Annotated in this window: 17 protein-coding genes; 1 reads left to right on the top strand and 16 read right to left on the bottom strand. The window is 30.6% G+C overall.

The annotated features are described in order from the left end of the window. Positions 1 to 519: 519 nt before the first annotated feature. The 5 genes from K8354_RS05970 to K8354_RS05990 all read right to left on the bottom strand — a co-directional run bounded on the left by K8354_RS05970 (position 520) and on the right by K8354_RS05990 (position 6035). A complete protein-coding gene (locus K8354_RS05970) occupies positions 520 to 1854 on the bottom strand; it encodes a DUF58 domain-containing protein (protein ID WP_437440121.1) in 1335 nt (444 codons plus the stop codon). Between the two features lie 134 nt (positions 1855 to 1988). Next, positions 1989 to 2993 (bottom strand): AAA family ATPase, encoded by a 1005-nt coding sequence (locus K8354_RS05975; protein WP_223446280.1) that lies wholly within the window; start codon positions 2991 to 2993, stop codon positions 1989 to 1991. After that, the gene (locus K8354_RS05980) at positions 2977 to 4308 is read right to left on the bottom strand and encodes a DUF4350 domain-containing protein (RefSeq protein ID WP_223446282.1); all 1332 of its coding nucleotides are present in this window, start codon (positions 4306 to 4308) and stop codon (positions 2977 to 2979) included. The genes K8354_RS05975 and K8354_RS05980 overlap by 17 nt, the downstream gene beginning before the upstream one ends. A gap of 47 nt (positions 4309 to 4355) precedes the next feature. After that, positions 4356 to 5069 (bottom strand): hypothetical protein, encoded by a 714-nt coding sequence (locus K8354_RS05985; protein ID WP_223446284.1) that lies wholly within the window; start codon positions 5067 to 5069, stop codon positions 4356 to 4358. Further along, a complete protein-coding gene (locus K8354_RS05990) occupies positions 5070 to 6035 on the bottom strand; it encodes a stage II sporulation protein M (RefSeq protein ID WP_223446286.1) in 966 nt (321 codons plus the stop codon). Positions 6036 to 6057: 22 nt separating this feature from the next. Between K8354_RS05990 and K8354_RS05995 the strand changes: the two genes are divergently transcribed. Next, positions 6058 to 6870, top strand: coding sequence for an RDD family protein (locus K8354_RS05995; protein WP_223446288.1), 813 nt, complete (start codon positions 6058 to 6060; stop codon positions 6868 to 6870). 85 nt (positions 6871 to 6955) lie between these two features. Here K8354_RS05995 and K8354_RS06000 read toward each other — a convergent pair whose 3' ends face one another. The 11 genes from K8354_RS06000 to K8354_RS06050 all read right to left on the bottom strand — a co-directional run bounded on the left by K8354_RS06000 (position 6956) and on the right by K8354_RS06050 (position 20160). Continuing rightward, the gene (locus tag K8354_RS06000) at positions 6956 to 8149 is read right to left on the bottom strand and encodes a multidrug effflux MFS transporter (protein WP_223446290.1); all 1194 of its coding nucleotides are present in this window, start codon (positions 8147 to 8149) and stop codon (positions 6956 to 6958) included. A 495-nt stretch (positions 8150 to 8644) separates the two neighbouring features. After that, entirely contained in the window at positions 8645 to 10009 is a 1365-nt protein-coding gene (locus K8354_RS06005; RefSeq protein WP_223446292.1) for a hypothetical protein, read from the bottom strand. Positions 10010 to 10366: 357 nt separating this feature from the next. After that, positions 10367 to 11443 carry a hypothetical protein gene (locus K8354_RS06010; protein ID WP_223446294.1) on the bottom strand — a complete coding sequence of 359 codons (1077 nt, stop codon included), beginning with the start codon at positions 11441 to 11443 and terminating at the stop codon, positions 10367 to 10369. 10 nt (positions 11444 to 11453) lie between these two features. After that, positions 11454 to 13016: an AAA family ATPase gene (locus tag K8354_RS06015; RefSeq protein ID WP_223446296.1), complete on the bottom strand. Its 1563-nt coding sequence runs from the start codon at positions 13014 to 13016 to the stop codon at positions 11454 to 11456. Positions 13017 to 13539: 523 nt separating this feature from the next. Then, on the bottom strand, positions 13540 to 14082 hold the full coding sequence (locus K8354_RS06020; protein WP_223446298.1) for a pyridoxamine 5'-phosphate oxidase family protein: 543 nt from the start codon (positions 14080 to 14082) through the stop codon (positions 13540 to 13542). A gap of 70 nt (positions 14083 to 14152) precedes the next feature. Then, on the bottom strand, positions 14153 to 14752 hold the full coding sequence (locus K8354_RS06025) for a DUF6642 family protein (RefSeq protein ID WP_223446300.1): 600 nt from the start codon (positions 14750 to 14752) through the stop codon (positions 14153 to 14155). A gap of 675 nt (positions 14753 to 15427) precedes the next feature. Further along, entirely contained in the window at positions 15428 to 17869 is a 2442-nt protein-coding gene (locus tag K8354_RS06030; protein ID WP_223446302.1) for a M1 family metallopeptidase, read from the bottom strand. Between the two features lie 195 nt (positions 17870 to 18064). After that, positions 18065 to 18607 (bottom strand): GFO_1091 family lipoprotein, encoded by a 543-nt coding sequence (locus tag K8354_RS06035; protein ID WP_223446304.1) that lies wholly within the window; start codon positions 18605 to 18607, stop codon positions 18065 to 18067. A 66-nt stretch (positions 18608 to 18673) separates the two neighbouring features. Then, entirely contained in the window at positions 18674 to 19186 is a 513-nt protein-coding gene (locus tag K8354_RS06040) for a GFO_1090 family protein (RefSeq protein ID WP_223446306.1), read from the bottom strand. A gap of 43 nt (positions 19187 to 19229) precedes the next feature. Then, the gene (locus tag K8354_RS06045) at positions 19230 to 19664 is read right to left on the bottom strand and encodes a PG0215 family putative anti-sigma factor (RefSeq protein WP_223446308.1); all 435 of its coding nucleotides are present in this window, start codon (positions 19662 to 19664) and stop codon (positions 19230 to 19232) included. Further along, on the bottom strand, positions 19651 to 20160 hold the full coding sequence (locus tag K8354_RS06050; protein ID WP_223446310.1) for a GFO_1088 family ECF-type sigma factor: 510 nt from the start codon (positions 20158 to 20160) through the stop codon (positions 19651 to 19653). The genes K8354_RS06045 and K8354_RS06050 overlap by 14 nt, the downstream gene beginning before the upstream one ends. Positions 20161 to 20265 lie beyond the last annotated feature (105 nt).

The following is a 20265-nucleotide window of genomic DNA, read 5'->3' on the forward strand; positions in this document are numbered from 1 at the left end:
TTTTTGAATTCCTTCTAAAAACAAAAGTATTTAGGTTTTAGATTTCGATTTTTAAAGTAAATCCAAGTGTCAGTTCGAGTGATTTCAATTTTTCATTGAAATTGTATCGAGAACATTTTAGAAGTAAAGAAGTAAATAGAAATTAAAAGCTTCTCGATACAAAATTTCCGAAAAAGAAATTTCACTCGAAGTGACAATCGGTTTATTAAGACTGATTACACACCCTGTCAGTTCGAGACCCAAGAAAAAAAAATTACAAGCGTAGAAGATGACGTAAATTGGTTTTAAATATACTGAATTGCAAAATAATCGTAAAAATACAAGTAACTTTAACCGACCTTTAAATCATTGAAAAACAATTATTTAATAAAAACGTCAATGGTAGCGCAGTCCAGAACTATTAGAATATTTCGACTGCGCTCGAATTGACAACTAATATCTTAGGAAACAACTGACTTTAAGTGATTTAAAGATTAAAATTAACAAGCAATTATTTATAAGAATAATGAGTATAACACTTTAAAAAAGTCCTCTAGATTTTAATTCTAAATATTTTTGGATGCTATCTCCAGTTAAATCTTCTGGCTTGGTCAATACAGATTGAATTCCGTATTTTTTAAGTTCATTTACAATTCTTTTCTTTTCGTACATAAATTTTTCAGCAATAATACTGTCATATACTTGCTGAATGGTTTCTGCCTTTGCATCGATCATCATGTCTAATTCTGTATTTTTAAAAAATACAACTAATAGTAAATGATTTTTTGCTAGCGCTCTTAAATAGGGGAGTTGTCTGTTTAAACTATCTATGGTTTCAAAATTTGTAAATAAAATAAGTAAACTTCTATGGGTAATTTTTCTTTTTACAACCGCATATAATGTACTAAAATCAGGTTCTAAAAAATTGGTTTTAATCGCATGTAATGCTTCAGAAATTAAACTCATTTGAGAGCTTCTTCTTTCTGCAACCACCCAATCTTCTAGTTTTGTAGAGAAAGACAACATGCCTGCTTTATCTTGTTTTCGTAAAATTATATGACTAATTGCCAACGTTGCATTTACAGCATAATCTAATAAACTTAAACCATTAAATTGCATTTGCATAGCCCGTCCTTTATCAATAATAGTATATACAGATTGCGATTTTTCTTCTACATATTGATTTACCATAAAATGATTTCTCTTTGCAGTGGCTTTCCAATTTAAAGTCCTGATATCATCACCAGAAACATATTCTTTAATTTGTTCAAACTCCAAAGAATTCCCAATTCTTCTTACTTTTCGAGTTCCGACAGCAGTAGATGAATTTTGAAAAGATTTCATATGAAACGCTCTTAATTTTAAAAAAGAAGGATAACATTTTAGCTCTTTTTCTTCGCACAAAACATATTTTTTAGTGGCTAATTTTAAAGCTGAATTCACAAATACATTTAAAAAGCCAAAAGAATAAACACCTCTTTCGGTGGGTCTTACAAAATAGTAAATTGTTTTTTCTTGCTTCTTTTGTACTTGTTGTTCAAAAATAAAATCTCTTTTTTGAAATTGATAAGGCAATTCTTCAATAAGTGAAATATGTGCTACAAAAGGATATTCGTTCTTAATTAAAAGAGAAATTCTATTTTCATCGCCATTAGAGAGTCTTTCTGGTAAATTCCGATCAATTTTAATTCCTTTTTTAGTTTGATATAAAATAAAAACATCAATCAAGGTGAGCATAATTAACATAAACAGCAGCACTTTAGACAACTCAAAAAAGAAAGGAGCAAAAAAGCCAATGACAAACAAGGTAGCTATTGCCGATAAGCAATAGAAAAACCGATTGTTTAAAAATAAAGTATTGTAAAAATTTTTCAAGCGATTAAATATGGATATGTTTAATTGTTTATTCGTATAAATATTGACTTGTCATTCCTGCGAAAGCAGGAACCTATTTCTTTTCAATTCTTACTAGTAAGATTCCTGCCTGCACAGGAATGACAGAAAAAAATCTACCTCGGAATCTCTACCGCCTCAATAATCTGTTCTATAATTTGTGTACTCGTTACGCCTTCCATTTCTCTTTCTGGCGTCACAATCACCCGATGTTGTAAAACCGGAATTGTAGCTCTTTTAATATCTTCTGGTGTTACAAAATCTCTACCTTCAATCGCTGCAAATGCCTTTGAGGCTGATAAAATTGCAATACTGGCTCTTGGTGAAGCTCCTAAATATAAAAACGAATTAGAGCGCGTATTCACCACAACATTCGCAATATATTTTAATAAATTTTCTTCAATCTTTATTTGATTCACCAAAGCTCTAAATTCTACAATTTTAGCTCCTTTAATAACCGTTTCAATCTTACTTATTTTGGCGGTATTTTCTAAGGCATGTTCTCTAATAATAATTTCTAATTCCTCTTCAGCATTCGGGTATTCGATAATTACTTTAAACAAAAATCGGTCTAATTGCGCTTCGGGCAGTCTATAGGTTCCTTCTTGCTCTATGGGGTTTTGAGTTGCCAACACCACAAAAGGCTCTTCCATTTTGTAGGTTTTGCCGTCCATAGTAACTTGTTTTTCTTCCATGACCTCAAACAAAGCCGCTTGTGTTTTTGCAGGGGCTCTATTAATTTCATCAATCAAAATCATATTCGAAAAAATAGGTCCTTTTTTGAATTCGAATTCTGATGTTTTTACATTAAAAATCGAGGTTCCTAAAATATCAGAAGGCATTAAATCGGGTGTAAACTGAATTCTACTAAAACCAATATCAATCGTTTTTGAAATTAGTTTTGCTGTGATGGTTTTTGCTACGCCAGGAACCCCTTCAATAAGCACATGACCATCTGCCAGTAGCGCTACTAAAAGTAAATCCATCATTTGTTTTTGACCTACAATGACCTTTTGTAATTGCTGTTTAATTTGAAAAACAGCGTCTTGCAATTCAGACAAATTGATTCTATTTTCAAATTCTAAATTGTCTGAATTTGTTTCATTATTTGGCATGTCCATTTTCTTGTTTTTTAAAGAAATTATCAATCATCTTAAATAGCACAAAGAGTTCTTCTTCAGAACATTCTGACCTTTTATTTAAAGTGATCATTGTATTGATTAAATATTTTGTATTCTGAATTTCATTGCCTGATTTTGCAGCTAAATTATGAATAAAATCTTTGTTTAAATTGTTGGTGTTTAGCAAGTATTTGGTCCTTACTTTCTCCAAAAAAAAAGTAATCTTTTTATCTACTAAATTCTTATGATCTTCTTCTTTTAAATACAAGCTAGAAATGGTTTGCGTAAACGCCACCGTGGTGTTTTCTGAAGGATGAATCATAGGAATTGGTCGCTGTTTTCTTCTTGCATTCAAAAGCATAAATAATAAGACACCTGCTAAAGAAACAAACAAAAACCACGTTAAGGTTTTGTGTTGCAAAAAGAATTTAAATACCGATGGATTGTCTTTATCGGGTTGATTGGAATGCTCACTTTTTTTTATCTGCGGATCCCAAAAAATTGTAGAAGAAGGCACATAAGAAAACACATTTTCTAGATACGCCTCTTTGTCCTTTAAAAGATAATAATTTGTGAACACCACAGGATTTGAATGCACATAAATTGCTCCTTTTCCGTGATATATTTTCATAAAATTAGGCACTTTTTCTCCATCAATTTTTGCGGAGCCTAAAACGATGGTTTTGTTCTCGTTATAGGTGATAAAATAATGCCTTCTGATATTTCTATCAAAGGTAAAAAGTTGATTCTCAAAATGAGCATCCTCTAAGTAAAACTCACCTTTTAAAGCTTTTATTGAAGATGTATTTTTGTCTAAATCATTCGTGGTAATTTCTAACTTTTCTCTTAAATTTTCACTGAACTCATTCAGAGATAGAAAAGCATGATTTCCGTTTGCAACAAAAGATAGCAATGTATCAATACCGTCTGCGGTTAACTTATACGCATCATTTTTGATACAAACATAGGTTCCAAAATTTGCTGATGGCGTTTTATAATTCTTAGTTAAATAATCATAAAAATTATCTTTTAAGTACACAACTTCTTCCTTCTCAAAAAGTGCATCCATCTCATTGTAAATGATATACGTTCCAAAAGGACTTTTCTCTTTTTCCCGATAGTTTTCATTCCAATTGGTTTTATTACAGCTGCTTAGAATTAGAAGCGTAGTAATGAATATAAAAGTTTTGAATACTATTTTTATTTTATTTGAAGTTATCAGTTCGAGTGATTTTGAGGAACGAAAAATGGTATCGAGAACAATTTGTAAGTTAAAATTAGGATCCTCGATACAAATTTTATGCTTTATAAACATAAAATTCACTCGAATTGAGAAAATTTTAAAATTATCTCGGAACCGCATCAAACTAAAGATTTTAAAAAAGATTGATACTTATGTTGAGCTCTTATAAAACTCGCTTCATCTAAAGTAAATTCTCCATACCAAACATAAGCGTATACATAAGATAAATATGAAAACTGATTTTTGATATCCCTATTTTCTATTTCAGAAAGATATGCCGAATTCGTTTTATCTTTATGATAGGAAATCATTTCTTTGTTCGATAATATTTTTAAAGAAGTTAAATAGTAATACCGAATTGCCAACCTGAAATTCTTGTTTTCTAATGCTTGCTTTAATAACCCTTCTAAATGAAGTTCATGAAGATTTTCGTTTTCGTAAATTAGAGTTTCCGTTATTTTTTTTGATCTCTTAGAAGGTTTCCAAAATTGAGCATCAAAACCTAACAACACTTTTAGAATGATAAAGATGATAAAGGCCCCTAAAAGAAACGGAAAAATAGTTTGCATAAAAAAGATAAAAAACTCGAAAATCCCCAAATTAAATGAATTGTTTATAGAAACCTTTTTATTAGGATTATTTTCCTGATATACAAAGTCTTTACCGTTGTAGGTCTCTTTTAAATCTTTTTTAAAAGTCCTTGGTTTGCTAATCGATTTATTTTTATGATATGCAATAGTGTCTCCCGAATTTTCTCTAGAATCCAACGTTTTTTCTTGTGCATAGACAAAAAGTATACACATGAAAAGGAGGGAAGTGATGCTTTTTTTCATCTATCGAATTCCGTGTTTTTTTGCCACTATAAATGGTAAAATTAAATAATAGTAACTAATTGAAATTAAAGAAAATACAATGATGGCAAAACAAAATAGGGTGGGCATTATATTGGAATATCGTGTTACATAGCCCTCTAAAAAAGCTGCCATCAAAGTAAACGGAACGGTACTAATGAAAATATAAAAAGCATCTCTGATTCCATTTTTAAAAGATTCAAAACGTTTTAAAGTACCTGGAAATAAAATACTTGCACCAATAATATAACCAGCCGCCGCTTCTATGATAATTCCGAAAATTTCATAGGTTCCGTGAATCCAAATTCCTTTTAAACTATCAAAAAAGCTATGTTGTTGATAAAAAAATGCCTGAAAAACCGCCACCATAATAGCGTTTATCACAATATAAAACGCGGTACCGATGCCTAAAAATATCCCGGATAAAAACATATTTAAGCCAACTCTTTGGTTGTTGTTATAAATACCGATAAAAGTTCCCCAATTACTGCCACCTTTATAAATGGCCATGGCATCGCCACTTTCAATATTTTCTAATGTTTGGTCTACATAACTATTCCCTAAAATTTGCCTAGCAAAAGATTCGTCATGAAACGTTGATAATAATCCGATAAAAAAACAGATAAAGAAAAAAATAAAAGAGATGTAAAAATATTTTCTGTATTTAAAAGAGAGCAGTGGTACTTGGTCTAAAAAAAAGTAAAGAATTACATTTTTATCGCTTCTTTTAGAGTCATATACCTTGTCAAAGCTGGTTTTTGCTAGTTTGTTTAAATATGCCGTAACCTTACTTTTTGGATAATAGGTTTGAGCATATACCAAATCGTTCATGATTTTTATATGCAGATTGGCTATGTCATCTGGACTTTTTTTCTCTTTATTCGAAAATCCTTGCTCAAATTCAAGCCATTTTTCTTTATTTTGCTTTATAAAAGCGACCTCTCTCATTTAGAGCGAATTTAAACATTGCATGAAAACAGTCCAAATAAAAACAGCACAAAATGTTCATATAAAATTTAAGGTTGCGAATGCATTTCAACGACTTTTAGCTTTTGTGATAGACAATGTAATCAAGTTCTCTTATGTCTATTTTGCTTATAAATTGTTTGGGTTTAGCATGTTCGATGAGTCCATAACCAGTGACAGTTGGAGTATCAAAGCGATGGAAGTTTTATTTTTAGTGCCGATAACCTTCTATTCGTTGTATTCAGAAATTTTAATGAACGGCCAAACCTTAGGAAAAAAAATAGTACAAATTAGAGTGATTAACGTGGATGGTTTTAAACCATCAATCACCGATTATATCATACGATGGTTTTTAAGAATTATAGACTTTAATTTGTTTACCTTACTGTTTGTTTATGTGGCATCCTTAGGCTTATCAGAACAGTATCGTTTACTCGTTTTAATCTTTATTTTTGGAAAATTAATCGGTTTCTTTTTGATTATGTTTACCGATAAAAATCAGCGTTTTGGTGATATCATTGCCAATACTATTGTGATTCATTTAAAGGACGATGTGCAATTTTCGCAAACTATTTTAGAGGATATTCAAGATAATTATGTCCCTACATATCCAAATGTGATTGCATTATCAGATAATGACGCGCGCATTATCAAAGAAACATTTTACACTTCTATGAAGCAGAATGATTACAAAACCTTAATAAAGTTGCGATCAAAAATTTTAGAAGTCACCGGAATAAAATCTGTCCATAAAAGCGATAAGGATTTTATTGATACCGTTTTAAAGGATTACAATTTTTATACGCAAAGTATGTAGCAGATAACGATTTTAACATCCACAGAAATAAATCGATGAAGATACTCCCGTAAATTGTATCATTTTTATAAAAAATAAGCGGTGATCAATTTACCTTTTTACGTGTTAAAAATAACAGTAAGATGGAAGTACTTCCGAAAAACAGGAATCCTAAGAAAAGGGGATAGGCTGTATCCACCACATAAAGTCCTACAAAAAATGCAATAGGTACTGCCATTACGGTAGAAACAAACCCATTGATGGCTGCACCAACACCAGCAATATGACCGATGGGTTGCATGGCTAACGAACGTAAGTTTCCAAATAAAAATCCGATTGCAAAAAACTGAATCATAAAAGAAATGACCAAAACAATAATTGGTGGGTTTACTTGCTGATAAAAAACAATTACATAAAATAAAGACACTGCGGTAAATACGGTTAAGAAAAAACGTACTAGCTTCTTCATTCCGTATTTTACAACGACCGTTCCGTTTATAAAGGTAGCAAAGCCAACCGCAAGCGCAATAGCGCCAAATAAATAAGGAAACTCATCGACTAAATTGTATTGCTTTTGAAATATGTGTTGAGACGTTCCTAAAAACACCATGAATGATCCAGTAGTGAAACCACTGATAACTGTATAAATTATGGCATCATTATGTTTAAAAAACTCGATAAAACCTTCTTTAAAGATAGAAAGATGAAAAGGTTTTTTATAGGCTAGTTTTAAGGTTTCTGGTTGTTTTATTTTAAACCAAACCATTACCAATCCGCCAAATAATAGTTGACTTGTAAAAATAGATTGCCATCCGAAATTGTCTAACATTAGTTTTCCTAAAGTTGGCGCTATCACAGGAATCAGAATGAATAAAGAAACAATAAAAGACATTATTTTGGCCATATAATCGCCTTCATAGGTATCTCTAACCATGGCAATACTTAAGGTTCTGGGAGCAGACAAACCAATGCCTTGCAAAATACGACCTAGAATCATCAACTCTAAACTTTGGGCATACACGCAAATAATACTAGCCATGGCGAAAATGATAAATCCTCCATAAACGACTGGTTTTCTGCCTAAACTATCTGAAAGCGGTCCAGCAATTAATTGGCCAGAACCTAAACCCAGAAATATCATGGTAATTAGTAACTGTGTATCTGCAGTATTTGTGCTATGAATGTCTACGGCTATACTAGTTAACGCAGGAAGCACCGCATCTATGGAAAGTGCAACGAGCGACATTAAGCACGCCATAATGATGATGAATTCTAACTGTGAATTCGTTTTTTTTTGCATGGCGCAAAAGTAGTATTAATTGAAATAGTGGGATAGGTTGCATTCGTTATTATGTTGTTAAAATAATTTCATCTTTACTAAATGGAGTATATAGGACAATCTAAGATGGTGCAGCCTGTTTTTAAAACTCTATTTTACATAATATAAATTATAGGGCGTTTTATAACAATGAGCGAAATAGCGCTTTTGGGCGATATTTGACATAATTACAGATATAACGTCTTTAGACTTATATCGATAGTAATTATGTCAAGCTAATTGTGGCTATGCAGTTATATATATTGTTGGGTAGCTATAATTCTTTATTATTTTTTTCTATGACATTTTCGTCAGTTCACCACAAGAGCATAAATTTTATGAAATCGAGTTTTTACGAGATTCACGAACTCCTTTATTTTTTTTTAAATAATTATATACGTGAGTAAAAATAAAATTCTAAGCTCTTATTCTATAGCATTTCAGTTCGTATAATCCTATACTGCAACGCATGATATATTAATCATTCCCAACAAAATTGGCTCTTCCAAAAAATCTTCGATTCACAAAGTTATTTAGATTAGAACCAAACCGATAATTAAAACCAAATCTGGTATCGATGATATATGCTGAGGGTAGCGTTACCCGCCCGCTCAATATATCCTGTTCAGTGAAGTCTCCGGATGCCAAGTAAATCTGGTCCTTTACATAATTGCCTTCTGCCCTTACATAGAAAGATAAATTCCCGGTAACACGGACATCTGCTCTGATATTCAAACCTGTAGACCAAGAGCTAAAATCATCTAGATAATTTCTCAAACGATATCCCACCTCAAGGTTTCCCCAACGTTTATTTAGTCCAAGGCTAGCTCTCAAACTTTGGAGCACCCTGGTTTCTTTAAGAACACCGCTAATCGTTTCTTCGACATATCTATTATTCCTGAGTTCAACCCCATAGTTTACTCTTAGAAATTTGGTATTCTGCACAGATTCTGGAAAAAAATTGTATTCTACTGCTGGCCTGAAGCTGGTCTGAAACTGATAATTAAGTCGGGTGTTCTGACGTCCTGCCATATCATAACCATAAGACCATTGTGGTGAAATAGACCTCACTAGCTGATGACTAAATCCAAATTCTGATACATCAAAATTATTCACAACTTCATCAACAATCTGATTACCATCTTCATTAAGAACCGCATCGCCATTGTCATCAACTCTTGGTACTTTTTGAATCGTTCTTCTCAGCCTTTCATCTATTCTCCCAGATAGAGATATTTTCCATTCATCCGTAATACGGTTAATATTAATGTTTCCACCAATATTGATATCACTGCTCAACTCCTCTATTTCAATGTTCGCATCACTTCCCAAATTAAAAACCCAGTAATTCCAAGAATCAACAACTACCTGTGTCGAGTCTTCCAGAATGGCGGAGTTCGTCTTCATGTTGATTTCGATCTCCTCCCCAGCTTTAGTTTTCGCAACATAGGGAGCTAATCCCAATTTGATAAACCGGGTTAGTTTTTTCCGCACTTCAAAGTTCGTGTCTGTCTGCTTATTATCTACATAGAGCGTATCTGTTCTTCCTGCATGAATGTTTTGTTGACCTATAAAAATCAATTGATATTGTCTTCCACCGCCACCGGATCTGTTTCTGTTAATTAGCAGAAATACATCAGCCTTTTGATTATCCCTGTAGAAGTCTACCGCCGTGATTTCCGATCTAATATAATCTAAATCACAGGCTCGATCTCCTCCACAGCCATCGATAAAAACGCCCAGTTTATTGGGAAGGCTGTAATTATCAATTAATGTTTGACTGATTGCAGGATGATGAAAGGAAAGAAATGCCAGAATCACTAAAAGTGGTGTTATTCTCATTTGATTAGAGTTCATTCAAGTTGGGCGAAAGCTTAAGAGCTAGGTTAGATGCAAGTTATCAACCTTCAAAGTGCGTTTTACCGTTATTGTTTAAAATAAGTGCGCAAATTACAGGAAAAATCGTTAATAAAACTGAAGAGGATGTTATAATTGTCACAAAAACTTGGAATCAAGAATACTGAACATTACCAAATAAAAGATTAGCGAAATAGCGCTTTTGGGCAATATTTGACATATAATCCGTTACTATTTTGTAACGTTTTACTAACTCTCTCAAATATTACGTTCACTCGCCTATTATTTTAGCCAAAGTTAATCAGGCTTATAAAAAATTATGTTTTATTTAGAAAGAAACTTTTAAATATTTGGAATGAATTTTGGACAACAAAATTTTTCGAATAATAATTTTCCTATTTCTAACCAAATTTCCTCATAAATTGAGTTTAATAAATCTTTAATATTTACCCCTATTTTACTTACGAAATCTATTATTTCATCAGCTATATTTCTTCCAAAAGGATATATTAAAAAATGACGACAATTTTTATCAATACAAGAACATTTTTTAGTGTTATACCCAATTTTATCAAAAATATTAATCCAATAATCCCTACAATCTACATTAAGATTATAAAGGGTATAAATATTAAGGCCTTTCTTTAAGTCTATGTAACAAAAAGAATCACAATTTTTATTAGTACTTAATTTATTAATAATTTTTTTATTTTTAATAAATTTAGGTATGCCATTTGATATTGCACTAATTATTTCGACCGGATAAAGATTTTCCATTTCATGGACAGGTAAAATATAGAATTCACCAAAGTCAGTTAAAATTGGTTTGGTAATAAATTGTAAAGCAGTACCCCCTAAATTTGAATGAGGTGAAGTTTTGTCCGAATCCAAAACACATAAAGTATAAGTTAAATTTTCATTTGTAATCCTTTTAAATTCATTATGAGTTGTAGTTCCACCGCCCATACTAACGTCCCAATTATATTGGATAGCATTTAATGAGTTTTGAGTAATATATTTATTTATTATTTCACTATAAATATTTGAATCAACCGTGTTTTCTAACAATAGTTTGTTTCTTAAAAGAAAAGTATTATCGTTTAAATCGTGTATATCTATAAAAATATCATTGGTTGTATTACTTTTTTTACTGTCAATAATGTTCAATGTAAAATCTACAGAAGCACTTATGGCCATTTCCGTTGTATAATTATTATATAATTTTTGATATAATTTTTTTGCTTTTTCACTAATGAACTTTGAAGACCCGAGCAATCTTAATAATTTTCTACTTCCTATAACAAAATGAAAACCTCTAATTCTAACATCAGCCAATAGTTCAAATATTTGTGAATCGTTTTGGTCATTGCTTTGTAAACCACAAAAATTTATAAGAGTATCGTCAAGTTTAATAATCATAAGAAAAATATTAATTATTTGAATCCCACTCTTCTTCAAAGAATCCAAATGGCCAATTCTTCAGAGTTCCATCATTTGTATAGCTAACTTCTTTAACTTCAGAAACTGACTCATTAGACATTTTATCAAACATTATAATATTAATATTTTCTTTAGCTATTTTTTCTTTGTAAATTCTTGTTCCGATTGTATTAACAATAGTTTCACTATGGGTTTCCAAAATAAAATATATTAATAAATCATTTTTACTACAATAATTAATAACACTAATTATTGCATCAATTAATTTGGTTTGAATTGTTGGGTGTAAATGTAATTCGGGTTGCTCTATAGCATAAATTTTAACAATGTTATCTCTTCTTCTTCTTCTAGCATTTTGTCCTTTAATTACACCAGTCCAAATTTGAGTAATAATTGGAAGTATCTGAGAAAATCCAAAACCTAAATCTGCTATATTGTGTTCTGATTTTACATTTTTGAATTTCACATTGATAGTCATATTTCCTCCTGAAATATTTGCTTTAGGACAAAAATTAAAAGTATTTAGACACCATTCTTCAAATTCATTTTTTTCAGTTGAACTTAAATTTTTTAAGACGAGAGCTAAATTTTTACCTTGGAAATCAACTTCATCAACATTCAAATCTTGTGGTCTATAATATCTTTCAGCAGTAGCTCTTAAAGGCGCTATATAACTAGTATTAGAAGCCATGTTACTAATATAATCATTACATCTCTCTATAAGTGATGGAGCAATACTTGCTAAAAGTAAAGCTCTAAATTCCTTATATATAGAATCTTCAATATTCCAATTATTAACATTCTTATAGAAAGTTTTTATTTCTTTTTGTGAAACAATAGATTCAAACAATTTTTTATTTGAAGATAAATTTAGTTTACTAATAATTTTAAGGACAGTACTATCTGCTATATTTCTACTAGAAATTTCTTTGATTTTAGTATAAATTTGCTTTACAAGGAACATATCAGAGCCAAAAGTGTAATGACCTAATTTACCTTTATATAATAATTCAGGAAGAAAATTATTACCTAAATTAACAACAATTGCATCTTCATGTTTAACAATTTCTACATTACAAACTAGAATTTGATTCAAAGAATCATTTTTACCAATATTGACTTTTAAATTAAAACCATTAAAATCCATTTCTATTTGAGAAGCAAAAGTTTTATTTTTTTCATCTCCTTTAATTTGAATTGCAACTCTACAGTTTGTTATATTTTCAGTTAAAGAAACAATTGGATGTTTTCTACGATATCGTAATGATGACCTCGATGAATCAATAAAATCTAAATCAAATGAATATTCAATAAAATCGTCCTTTTTTTTATTATCATTTAAAGCCATAGAAAAATCACCAAAATCAACAAACCTTCCATACCATAAAAGTGGTCCCGTTGTTCTAGTTTCTAAACTTTGTTTTAATAATGGAAAAGTTCTTAAAAAAGTACTTTTTCCAGAGCTATTTTGACCTAATAATATTGTAAGTGGTTTAATTGATAAGTCTCCTGTATCTACAAGACTTCTTAAATTTTTAAATCCTATTTTCATATAAAAGTAAATTTATTATAATTATTACTAATAACAATGAATAAACTACAAATTTCTATTCCACACACATTCCACTACTCTCCTATCCTTTCGACTAAGCTCAAGACAAGCTAGTTTCGTAAAAAGAGTATTCCATTACATTTTTAAAGAAACATTTTTAAAGAAACATTTGAAAAGAAACAAAGAAAAGAAAAAGTTGAAGGAATAACCTCGCTTTTCACCAAAGAAAAGTAACCCTTCGACTCGTTCCTCGCTCAGGACAGGCGCCACGTAGAACATTATTGGGCATTTTATAACAGTTAAAAGAATAGCGCTTTTGGGCGATATTTGACAAAATTACAGCTAAAATGTCTTTAGAGGTAACTCTAAAACAATGATGTTAAAAGAAATTGCGGGTTATACTTCAAAACTTAATGAAACTAATCTTTTAATACTGATTTAAAATCGTATTTTGAATCATAGGTTTGTAATAAAATATTTTAAAAGATTCTCTTGGATTGCCAAATGAACATAAAATAAACAATTACGGCACTAAAAATTCACCAGACCAATCTTTATCGATTCTAGTAAATAACACTCTTATATGATTTGGTCGCTTTAAACGTAAATACTCCATGGAAGTAGGAATAATTTTAACTGGACAAAAATAATTTTCCTCTGAAGTATATGCTATTGCATCAGGATTATTAATGAGAGTTCCTGGAGCTATTTTTGTCGTATAATCTTTTTTAGAAGCTTCTTGTACAGTATGCCAATAGGTTGCAATTTGTTCTTTGTCTGTAATTAACTCGGCTGTTCCGGAAACACGTAATTGCAATAGTTTTTTAGGATGGTAAAACAAGGCACTACACGATGAATTCTGTTGAAGATCTTCTATTTTTTGAGTCCTTTTATCCGTATAAAAAACGAAGCTTAAGTCTGTTAATGTTTTACGCAACACCACCGTGCGTTGTCGTGGTTTGCCGTTTTTAATAGTAGCAAGTGTAAAATAACGAAACGGATGACGCTTTTTAGCATGTCCATTTATAAGTTCTATCTTGGCTTCGTCTAAGAATTGATTTTTCAATGGGATTGATTTTCATTCATCATAAAAATACTTAAAAAACAAGGGAGTTAAAAGATATTATCAGTATTCATCAATAATACAATCTAAAATCAAGTAGTTTACAGATTTTGTAATATTTTTGGTGCAACTCTTCAACAACATCTAACATATTTTCATCTTCTTTAAATAAATTAAAGAATGCGATATCAAGATTTGAGCTAGTGATTCCATTAAATTCATTTCCGTATCCAGAAATACCTTTTGCGCCAGTAATATCCAAAAAATATTGTGCTTCTTCTTCATCTAAATCTAGCACTTTTGCATTTGAAAAATGTAAGATCTTTCCCTCTAATCTTCCTTCAAAAATTTCTGCAATTTCTTGCAAACTATAGTAATAGTTATTTAGGCAAATACTATTTGCTTCCCCTTTTATCACCAAATAGATGATTTCATAATCTTTAAAATTATGATCATCCAAGACCAAAGCATTTAAGCTAGATTCTAAACCTTCAATGGTGTCGCATGTTTTATAAATACTAGCTACACCATATTGCATGGCTAAATCTTCTAATTTTTTTTGTGCTTCGGTAATATCGTCCGTTTCTATATCATCAACGGCTTCTAAACAGTAAATGAATTTATCTATATCTATAAATTGTCCTTGTGGGAATTCAGGTTTTTTCTCTAACAAATTTCAATATTTATGGAAAGTATATAACACACAAAAATAATAGTTCTCTTTTATTTTTTTAGTTACTAAATGTTAAAAATATAGAAACTAAAATTTTTTTTGAAAGCCTAAATCTCACATCGTAATTGACTTGAAATAGAGAATTTGGAAGAAAAAAATAAAAAAAAGTTGAAGTAATAATCTCGCTTAAACCCAAAGCAAAGTAACCCTTCTACTCGTTCCTCGCTCAGAACAGGCGCCACGCAGCACATGATAGTACATTTTTAATTAGGGATTATCCAGTGGATGATGCATAATTAAAAGCTATTTAAAGGAATAAACAAATGATGGCTATAATGTAGTATTATGTTTAATATCCCAGAAACATTTGTTTTCATTCAACTAATAAAACGTTTCTATTACATTTTTTAAAGAAACTTTTAGAAAGAAAAAAACAAAGAAGATTGTAATTTATAAAGCTTTAACCCAAAACAAAGCAACCCTTCGATTCGTTCCTTGCTCAAGACAGGCGCCACGTAAAACAGTATAATACAAATTAACTTCGTAAATTGGATAGCTAAAAATCCTCTTTTATGTTAAATATCCCAATTGGCAAATTACATAAAGTCAATTTTAATAAGGCTTTGGATTAGAGAGACTTATCAGTTAAATTTAAAGAGTCGCATCAACAAAAAACTACAACAGCTTCGCCATGGCTGTTTTAATAATTTCAATATTTCTTTCTCTATTCGGCTTATCGGCTTTCTTTTGATCGTTCACCATATTTCTCATTAAATTGATGACCACTTTGTCAAAATTAAAACCTTTAAATTCTTTTCCTTTAACAATCATATCATCTACCACATTTTGAATAGCTTCTGTGTTGTTGCTTTCAGAGATTTGCTTAAATGCTTTTTGATACAACTTTTTGGTAGCATCATCATTGGTTAAAAACATACCCGTAACCACCGTTTTAGCAATAAAAGGCAATTCAGATTCGTCGTTTTCTTCAATAAAAATTCTAGTTAAAGGTGTTGCTAAAATTTTACGCACTTCATCGGGTAATTCCTTCGATTTTTTAATTGCCGATGGTTTATCAATATAATACATAGAAACCAGTGCTTTCCCTAAAACAGCATACGATTTGCTTTCTAATGCTTTTGCAAAAATAGGTTTCAATTCAGGATCCGTTAGTTTGCCTAATGTATTTAAAGCTTCCGCCTGGACAATGGTTTTGGAATCATTATTTGCCATTTGCATAATTTTACGAATTGCATCTTTTTTAGAAAATTTATTAATTAAATCTATTTGAGCTAATGCCAATTTTCTAATTTTATAAGAAGGATCTTCTAAAGCCGCAACTACCGCATTAAAAGCGTCTTTATCATCTTGTTTTTGAACAATTTGTAACAAAGCCTCTCTTCTATGTGCGTAATTATCAGCATGTTTAAGTTGAAAAATATAATCGCTTAATACTTTGTTTTCGTTAATATTACAAACTAAAATATTGTCTGCATTCACCTGAATTAAATCAGGTTGTCTGTTATATGAAAACGTAAAAGAAGCATCATTACCTTCTACAAAAACATGGTGTCTTGTTTTGTTTTTTCCTTCAAAAATATCGATCGCAAAAGGAAATTTAAAGGTAGCACCTTGCAACTGAATAATATTTACCGTCACTGTTTTCTGCAGCGTATTGTAATCATAAGAGATTTCTATGTTTGGATGATTTTCACCAAAATACCATTGGTTAAAAAACCAGTTTAAATCTTTTCCTGTTAACTCCTCGAAAACCAATCGTAATTGATCCACTTCTGCAGTTTGGTACTTATATTTGGTTAAATATGTTTTTAATCCTAAGAAAAAAGCCTCATCACCTAAATAGGTTCGCAACATGTGCAAAATAGCGCCACCTTTGTTATAACTCACCAAATCGAACATGTCTTCTTGATCGTCATATTCATAACGCACCAAACTTTTGCTTTCATTTTGTCCGTTTTTGTAAGCTTCAACCTGCTCGAAATAATGCATTTCTGCTGCTACTTTTCCGTGTTTGTGTGCTTGCCATAAATATTCGCTATAATTGGCAAAAGATTCGTTTAAGGTAAGATTAGACCAACTTTCTGAGGTTACCAAATTACCAAACCAATGATGAAAAACTTCATGCGCAATCGTGTTTTCTTGAACATTTTTATCTATTAATTGTCCTGGTTTTTGATAAGCTTGCTCTCCGTGAACCACTGCTGTGGTGTTTTCCATAGCGCCAGAAACATAATCTCTTACTACAATTTGGCTATATTTTTCCCAAGGATATTCTATACCTAATTGATCAGAAAAAAAACCAATCATCTCTGGTGTTGCACCAAAGATTTCTTTTGCATACGGTGCATATTTTTTTTCTACATAATAATTTACAGGAATATTTTTGTAGGAATCCTGAATAATTTCAAACTCGCCAACCGCCATAAAAGACAAATAAGGAGCGTGTTTTTGATTAAATTTCCAATAATCTGTTCTGTTTTCTCCGTTGATTGTTTGTGATATCAAAGTTCCGTTTGACAATGTTTTGTATTGTTTCGGAACTGTGATATAAATTTCTTGTGATGTTTTTTGATTTGGAGCATCAATTGTAGGGAACCATGCACTATTGGCCTCTGTTTCACCTTGTGTCCAGATTTGAGTAGGTTTATTTTTGTCGATACCATCTGAATTGATAAAATACAATCCTTTTGCATCGGTAATAGCCTGGCTTCCTTTGTCTTTTACTTTTTCTGGTCTTGCAATATATTTGATGTAAATAGTAAATGCTTCGTCTCTTCTATAAGTTTTTGGTAAGTCAATGATCAGATCATAATCGTCATAAGTATATGGTAACTTTTGATTGTTCATAGAAACCGCCTGAATAAGCATCGACTTGGCATCTAAGGTAATTTTATTTGTGCTATAAAAATGAGGTTTTGCTGTAATCCAGGCTTCCCCATTCATTGTTTTATCTTTAAAATTAAAATCGACTTTTAATTTTGTATGTATTAGATCATGTATTTTTTCCCTTTCAGGTTTGTAGCTTCCCTGAATTTGAGCAAAACCAATGGTTGCCCATACCATAAAAACCAAAAATACAATTTTTTGAAAGTTCATAAATGTCATTTTATTTCAGCTTCAAAAATAGTAAATATGGTGATAGAAGCTGTTAATTGGTCGTTAAATTCAAAAAGCATACCAAAACAACATAAGAAAGCTGTAATCTCTAAAGAAATTACAGCTTTTAAAATGATTTTATGTCGGCTTCTATCAAATTATATTTTTGATTTAATACCTAAATTGAATTATTTATTACTCGTTAAACATATTTGTAAAATTACTTAAAGCTCCATTATCTGCATCCATCTTAATACTATTCATTACTTCCATAATTTTTGCAGGATTCATATGTTCACCTAATAATCTGGCAACTCCTACTCCAATATCTTTATTATATCCAAAAGCAATTACTTCTTCTATAGATTCAGTTTCTCCGGTATAATATACTTTGATGTTCATGCCCTTTGCCTTCATAGACATTAAGCTTTTATAGGTATCATTATCCTTAAAGATGTTTTTTAAGATTGCTTTTTCAGTTTCGAAGGCCGCATCATTTTCTGCTGTCTTTTTTAGAAAAGCAATGTTAATTTTTTTGATACTTTTAATAGTTTCCTTTACTTCGTCTGAAACATCAGCTTTTGGACTTAATACAGAACTAATGGGCAAGTCTCCTGTAAAAAAACCTTCTTTTCCGCTTGTATCAACTAAATAAGCTTGCAGTGATTTTTCATTTTTACAAGAACTTGCTAGCAGCACTAAAAAGATCAAGGAAAATAATGTGGTTAATTTTTTCATAATAGGTGTTTTAAGCATTAAAAGTCAGGTTTTAAAAAACCCGACTTTATAATTATTTGGTTTTACTTACTTGTTTTGTTGGATAAAAGTATCTGCTAACTCAGACATTTTATTAATGTCTATGTTACCCGTTAAAGAGACAATCATCGATTCGGAAGCGTTGTTTGTTTTTTTACTAATACCTTTAATAAACATTAAAACTTCACTTACATAGTCTTTATTTTTAGTTGCTTTTACGTATATTTTTATGCGAGAATCATTTTCTTTGATACGCATTAATTGCGTTAAGTTATGTTCTTTAATGGCATTATTTACCAATGTTTCCATTTTATTGGCAACGGCAACATCATTTGCAGAAAACATTTTAAATTCTTTTAAATCTTGAATCATTTGAAAGACTTTCATGCCTTCATTATCATCAATTTTTATATTTTTAAATTTAGAGATCAATTCAAAAGCATCTTTGGTAACGACTACCATATCTACGCCATCTGTATCTTCTAGGGCATCAAAAAAGGACTGGGCACTTGTTATCATTGGTGATACTACAAATGCTATTAATAAGATTATTTTTTTCATAATTTATACATTTACTTGGTTTTACTATTTTTTTACTTGGTTTTTATTCTATTATTTTATTTACAGTATTTTCATACGTATATAAAGTAGCTACAGCTTGTTTACCTTTGTTTAAGTTTGTAGATAACAACTTTAAGCCTTTACTTACTTGCGCATAAATAATTTCTGCTTTTTTTCTTTCTTGCGCTTCGTCATATTGATTTTTACCAACAAATACGCTCAACAAAAGCATTACGGATGCTGCTACAGCGAGCCATTTAAAGTTTCTCTTTTTAGATTTCTTTGGTTCTAACTTAATGGTTTTTGTATAGGTTTCATCTTTTGCAGTAGCAAAATAAGTAAACATAAACTTATACTCTTGCAAGTGTGGGGCAACGTCCTCTTTCGTAAAATAGTTTTTTAGGATTGCTTCTTCTTGCAACGTAGTTGTTGCGTTTTCGTATTTTTCTACTAATTTTTCTATGTTAGCTAACTCCATAGTTGTGTTTTTTAATTAATGCCTCTCTTATTGTTTTTCTTGCTCTAGATAATGCTACTCTTACTGCGGTTGGTTTCATATCTACCATTTTACAGATTTCTTCAAAATCATATTGTTCAATATCTCTTAATTGAATAATAATTTTTTGTTGTTCGGGTAACTTTTCTATCAATAAATGTACTTGGTTTACACTGTCTTGATATTCCATCTTTTTATCTAAAGACGTTTCTTTCTCTTTATAATTACTGTGTACTAATGTTAAATTACTTGCTTGTTTCGATTTTAATCTATCATAACAATAGTTTTTAGTCATGGTCATTGCAAAAGCTTCAACATTTTTATAATCAGCTATTTTTTCTCTATTTCTCCACAATTTTAAAATAAGTTCTTGCGTAGCATCTTCAGCTTCTTCTCTAGAAACTAACAATCTTTTTGCTAATCTAAAGACCTTATCTTTAAAGGGTAAAACAACTTTTAAAAAGTCCGATTGGTTCATTGGTTGAGTTTGTTTTTCTGATATTTTTATATTTCTTTTATCAGGTTTACATCATTACGACGATACATTATATATTTTGTTACATCTAAATTTCAATAAAATACT

The organism is Polaribacter litorisediminis, from assembly GCF_019968605.1.
Taxonomy (GTDB): Bacteria; Bacteroidota; Bacteroidia; order Flavobacteriales; family Flavobacteriaceae; genus Polaribacter; species Polaribacter litorisediminis.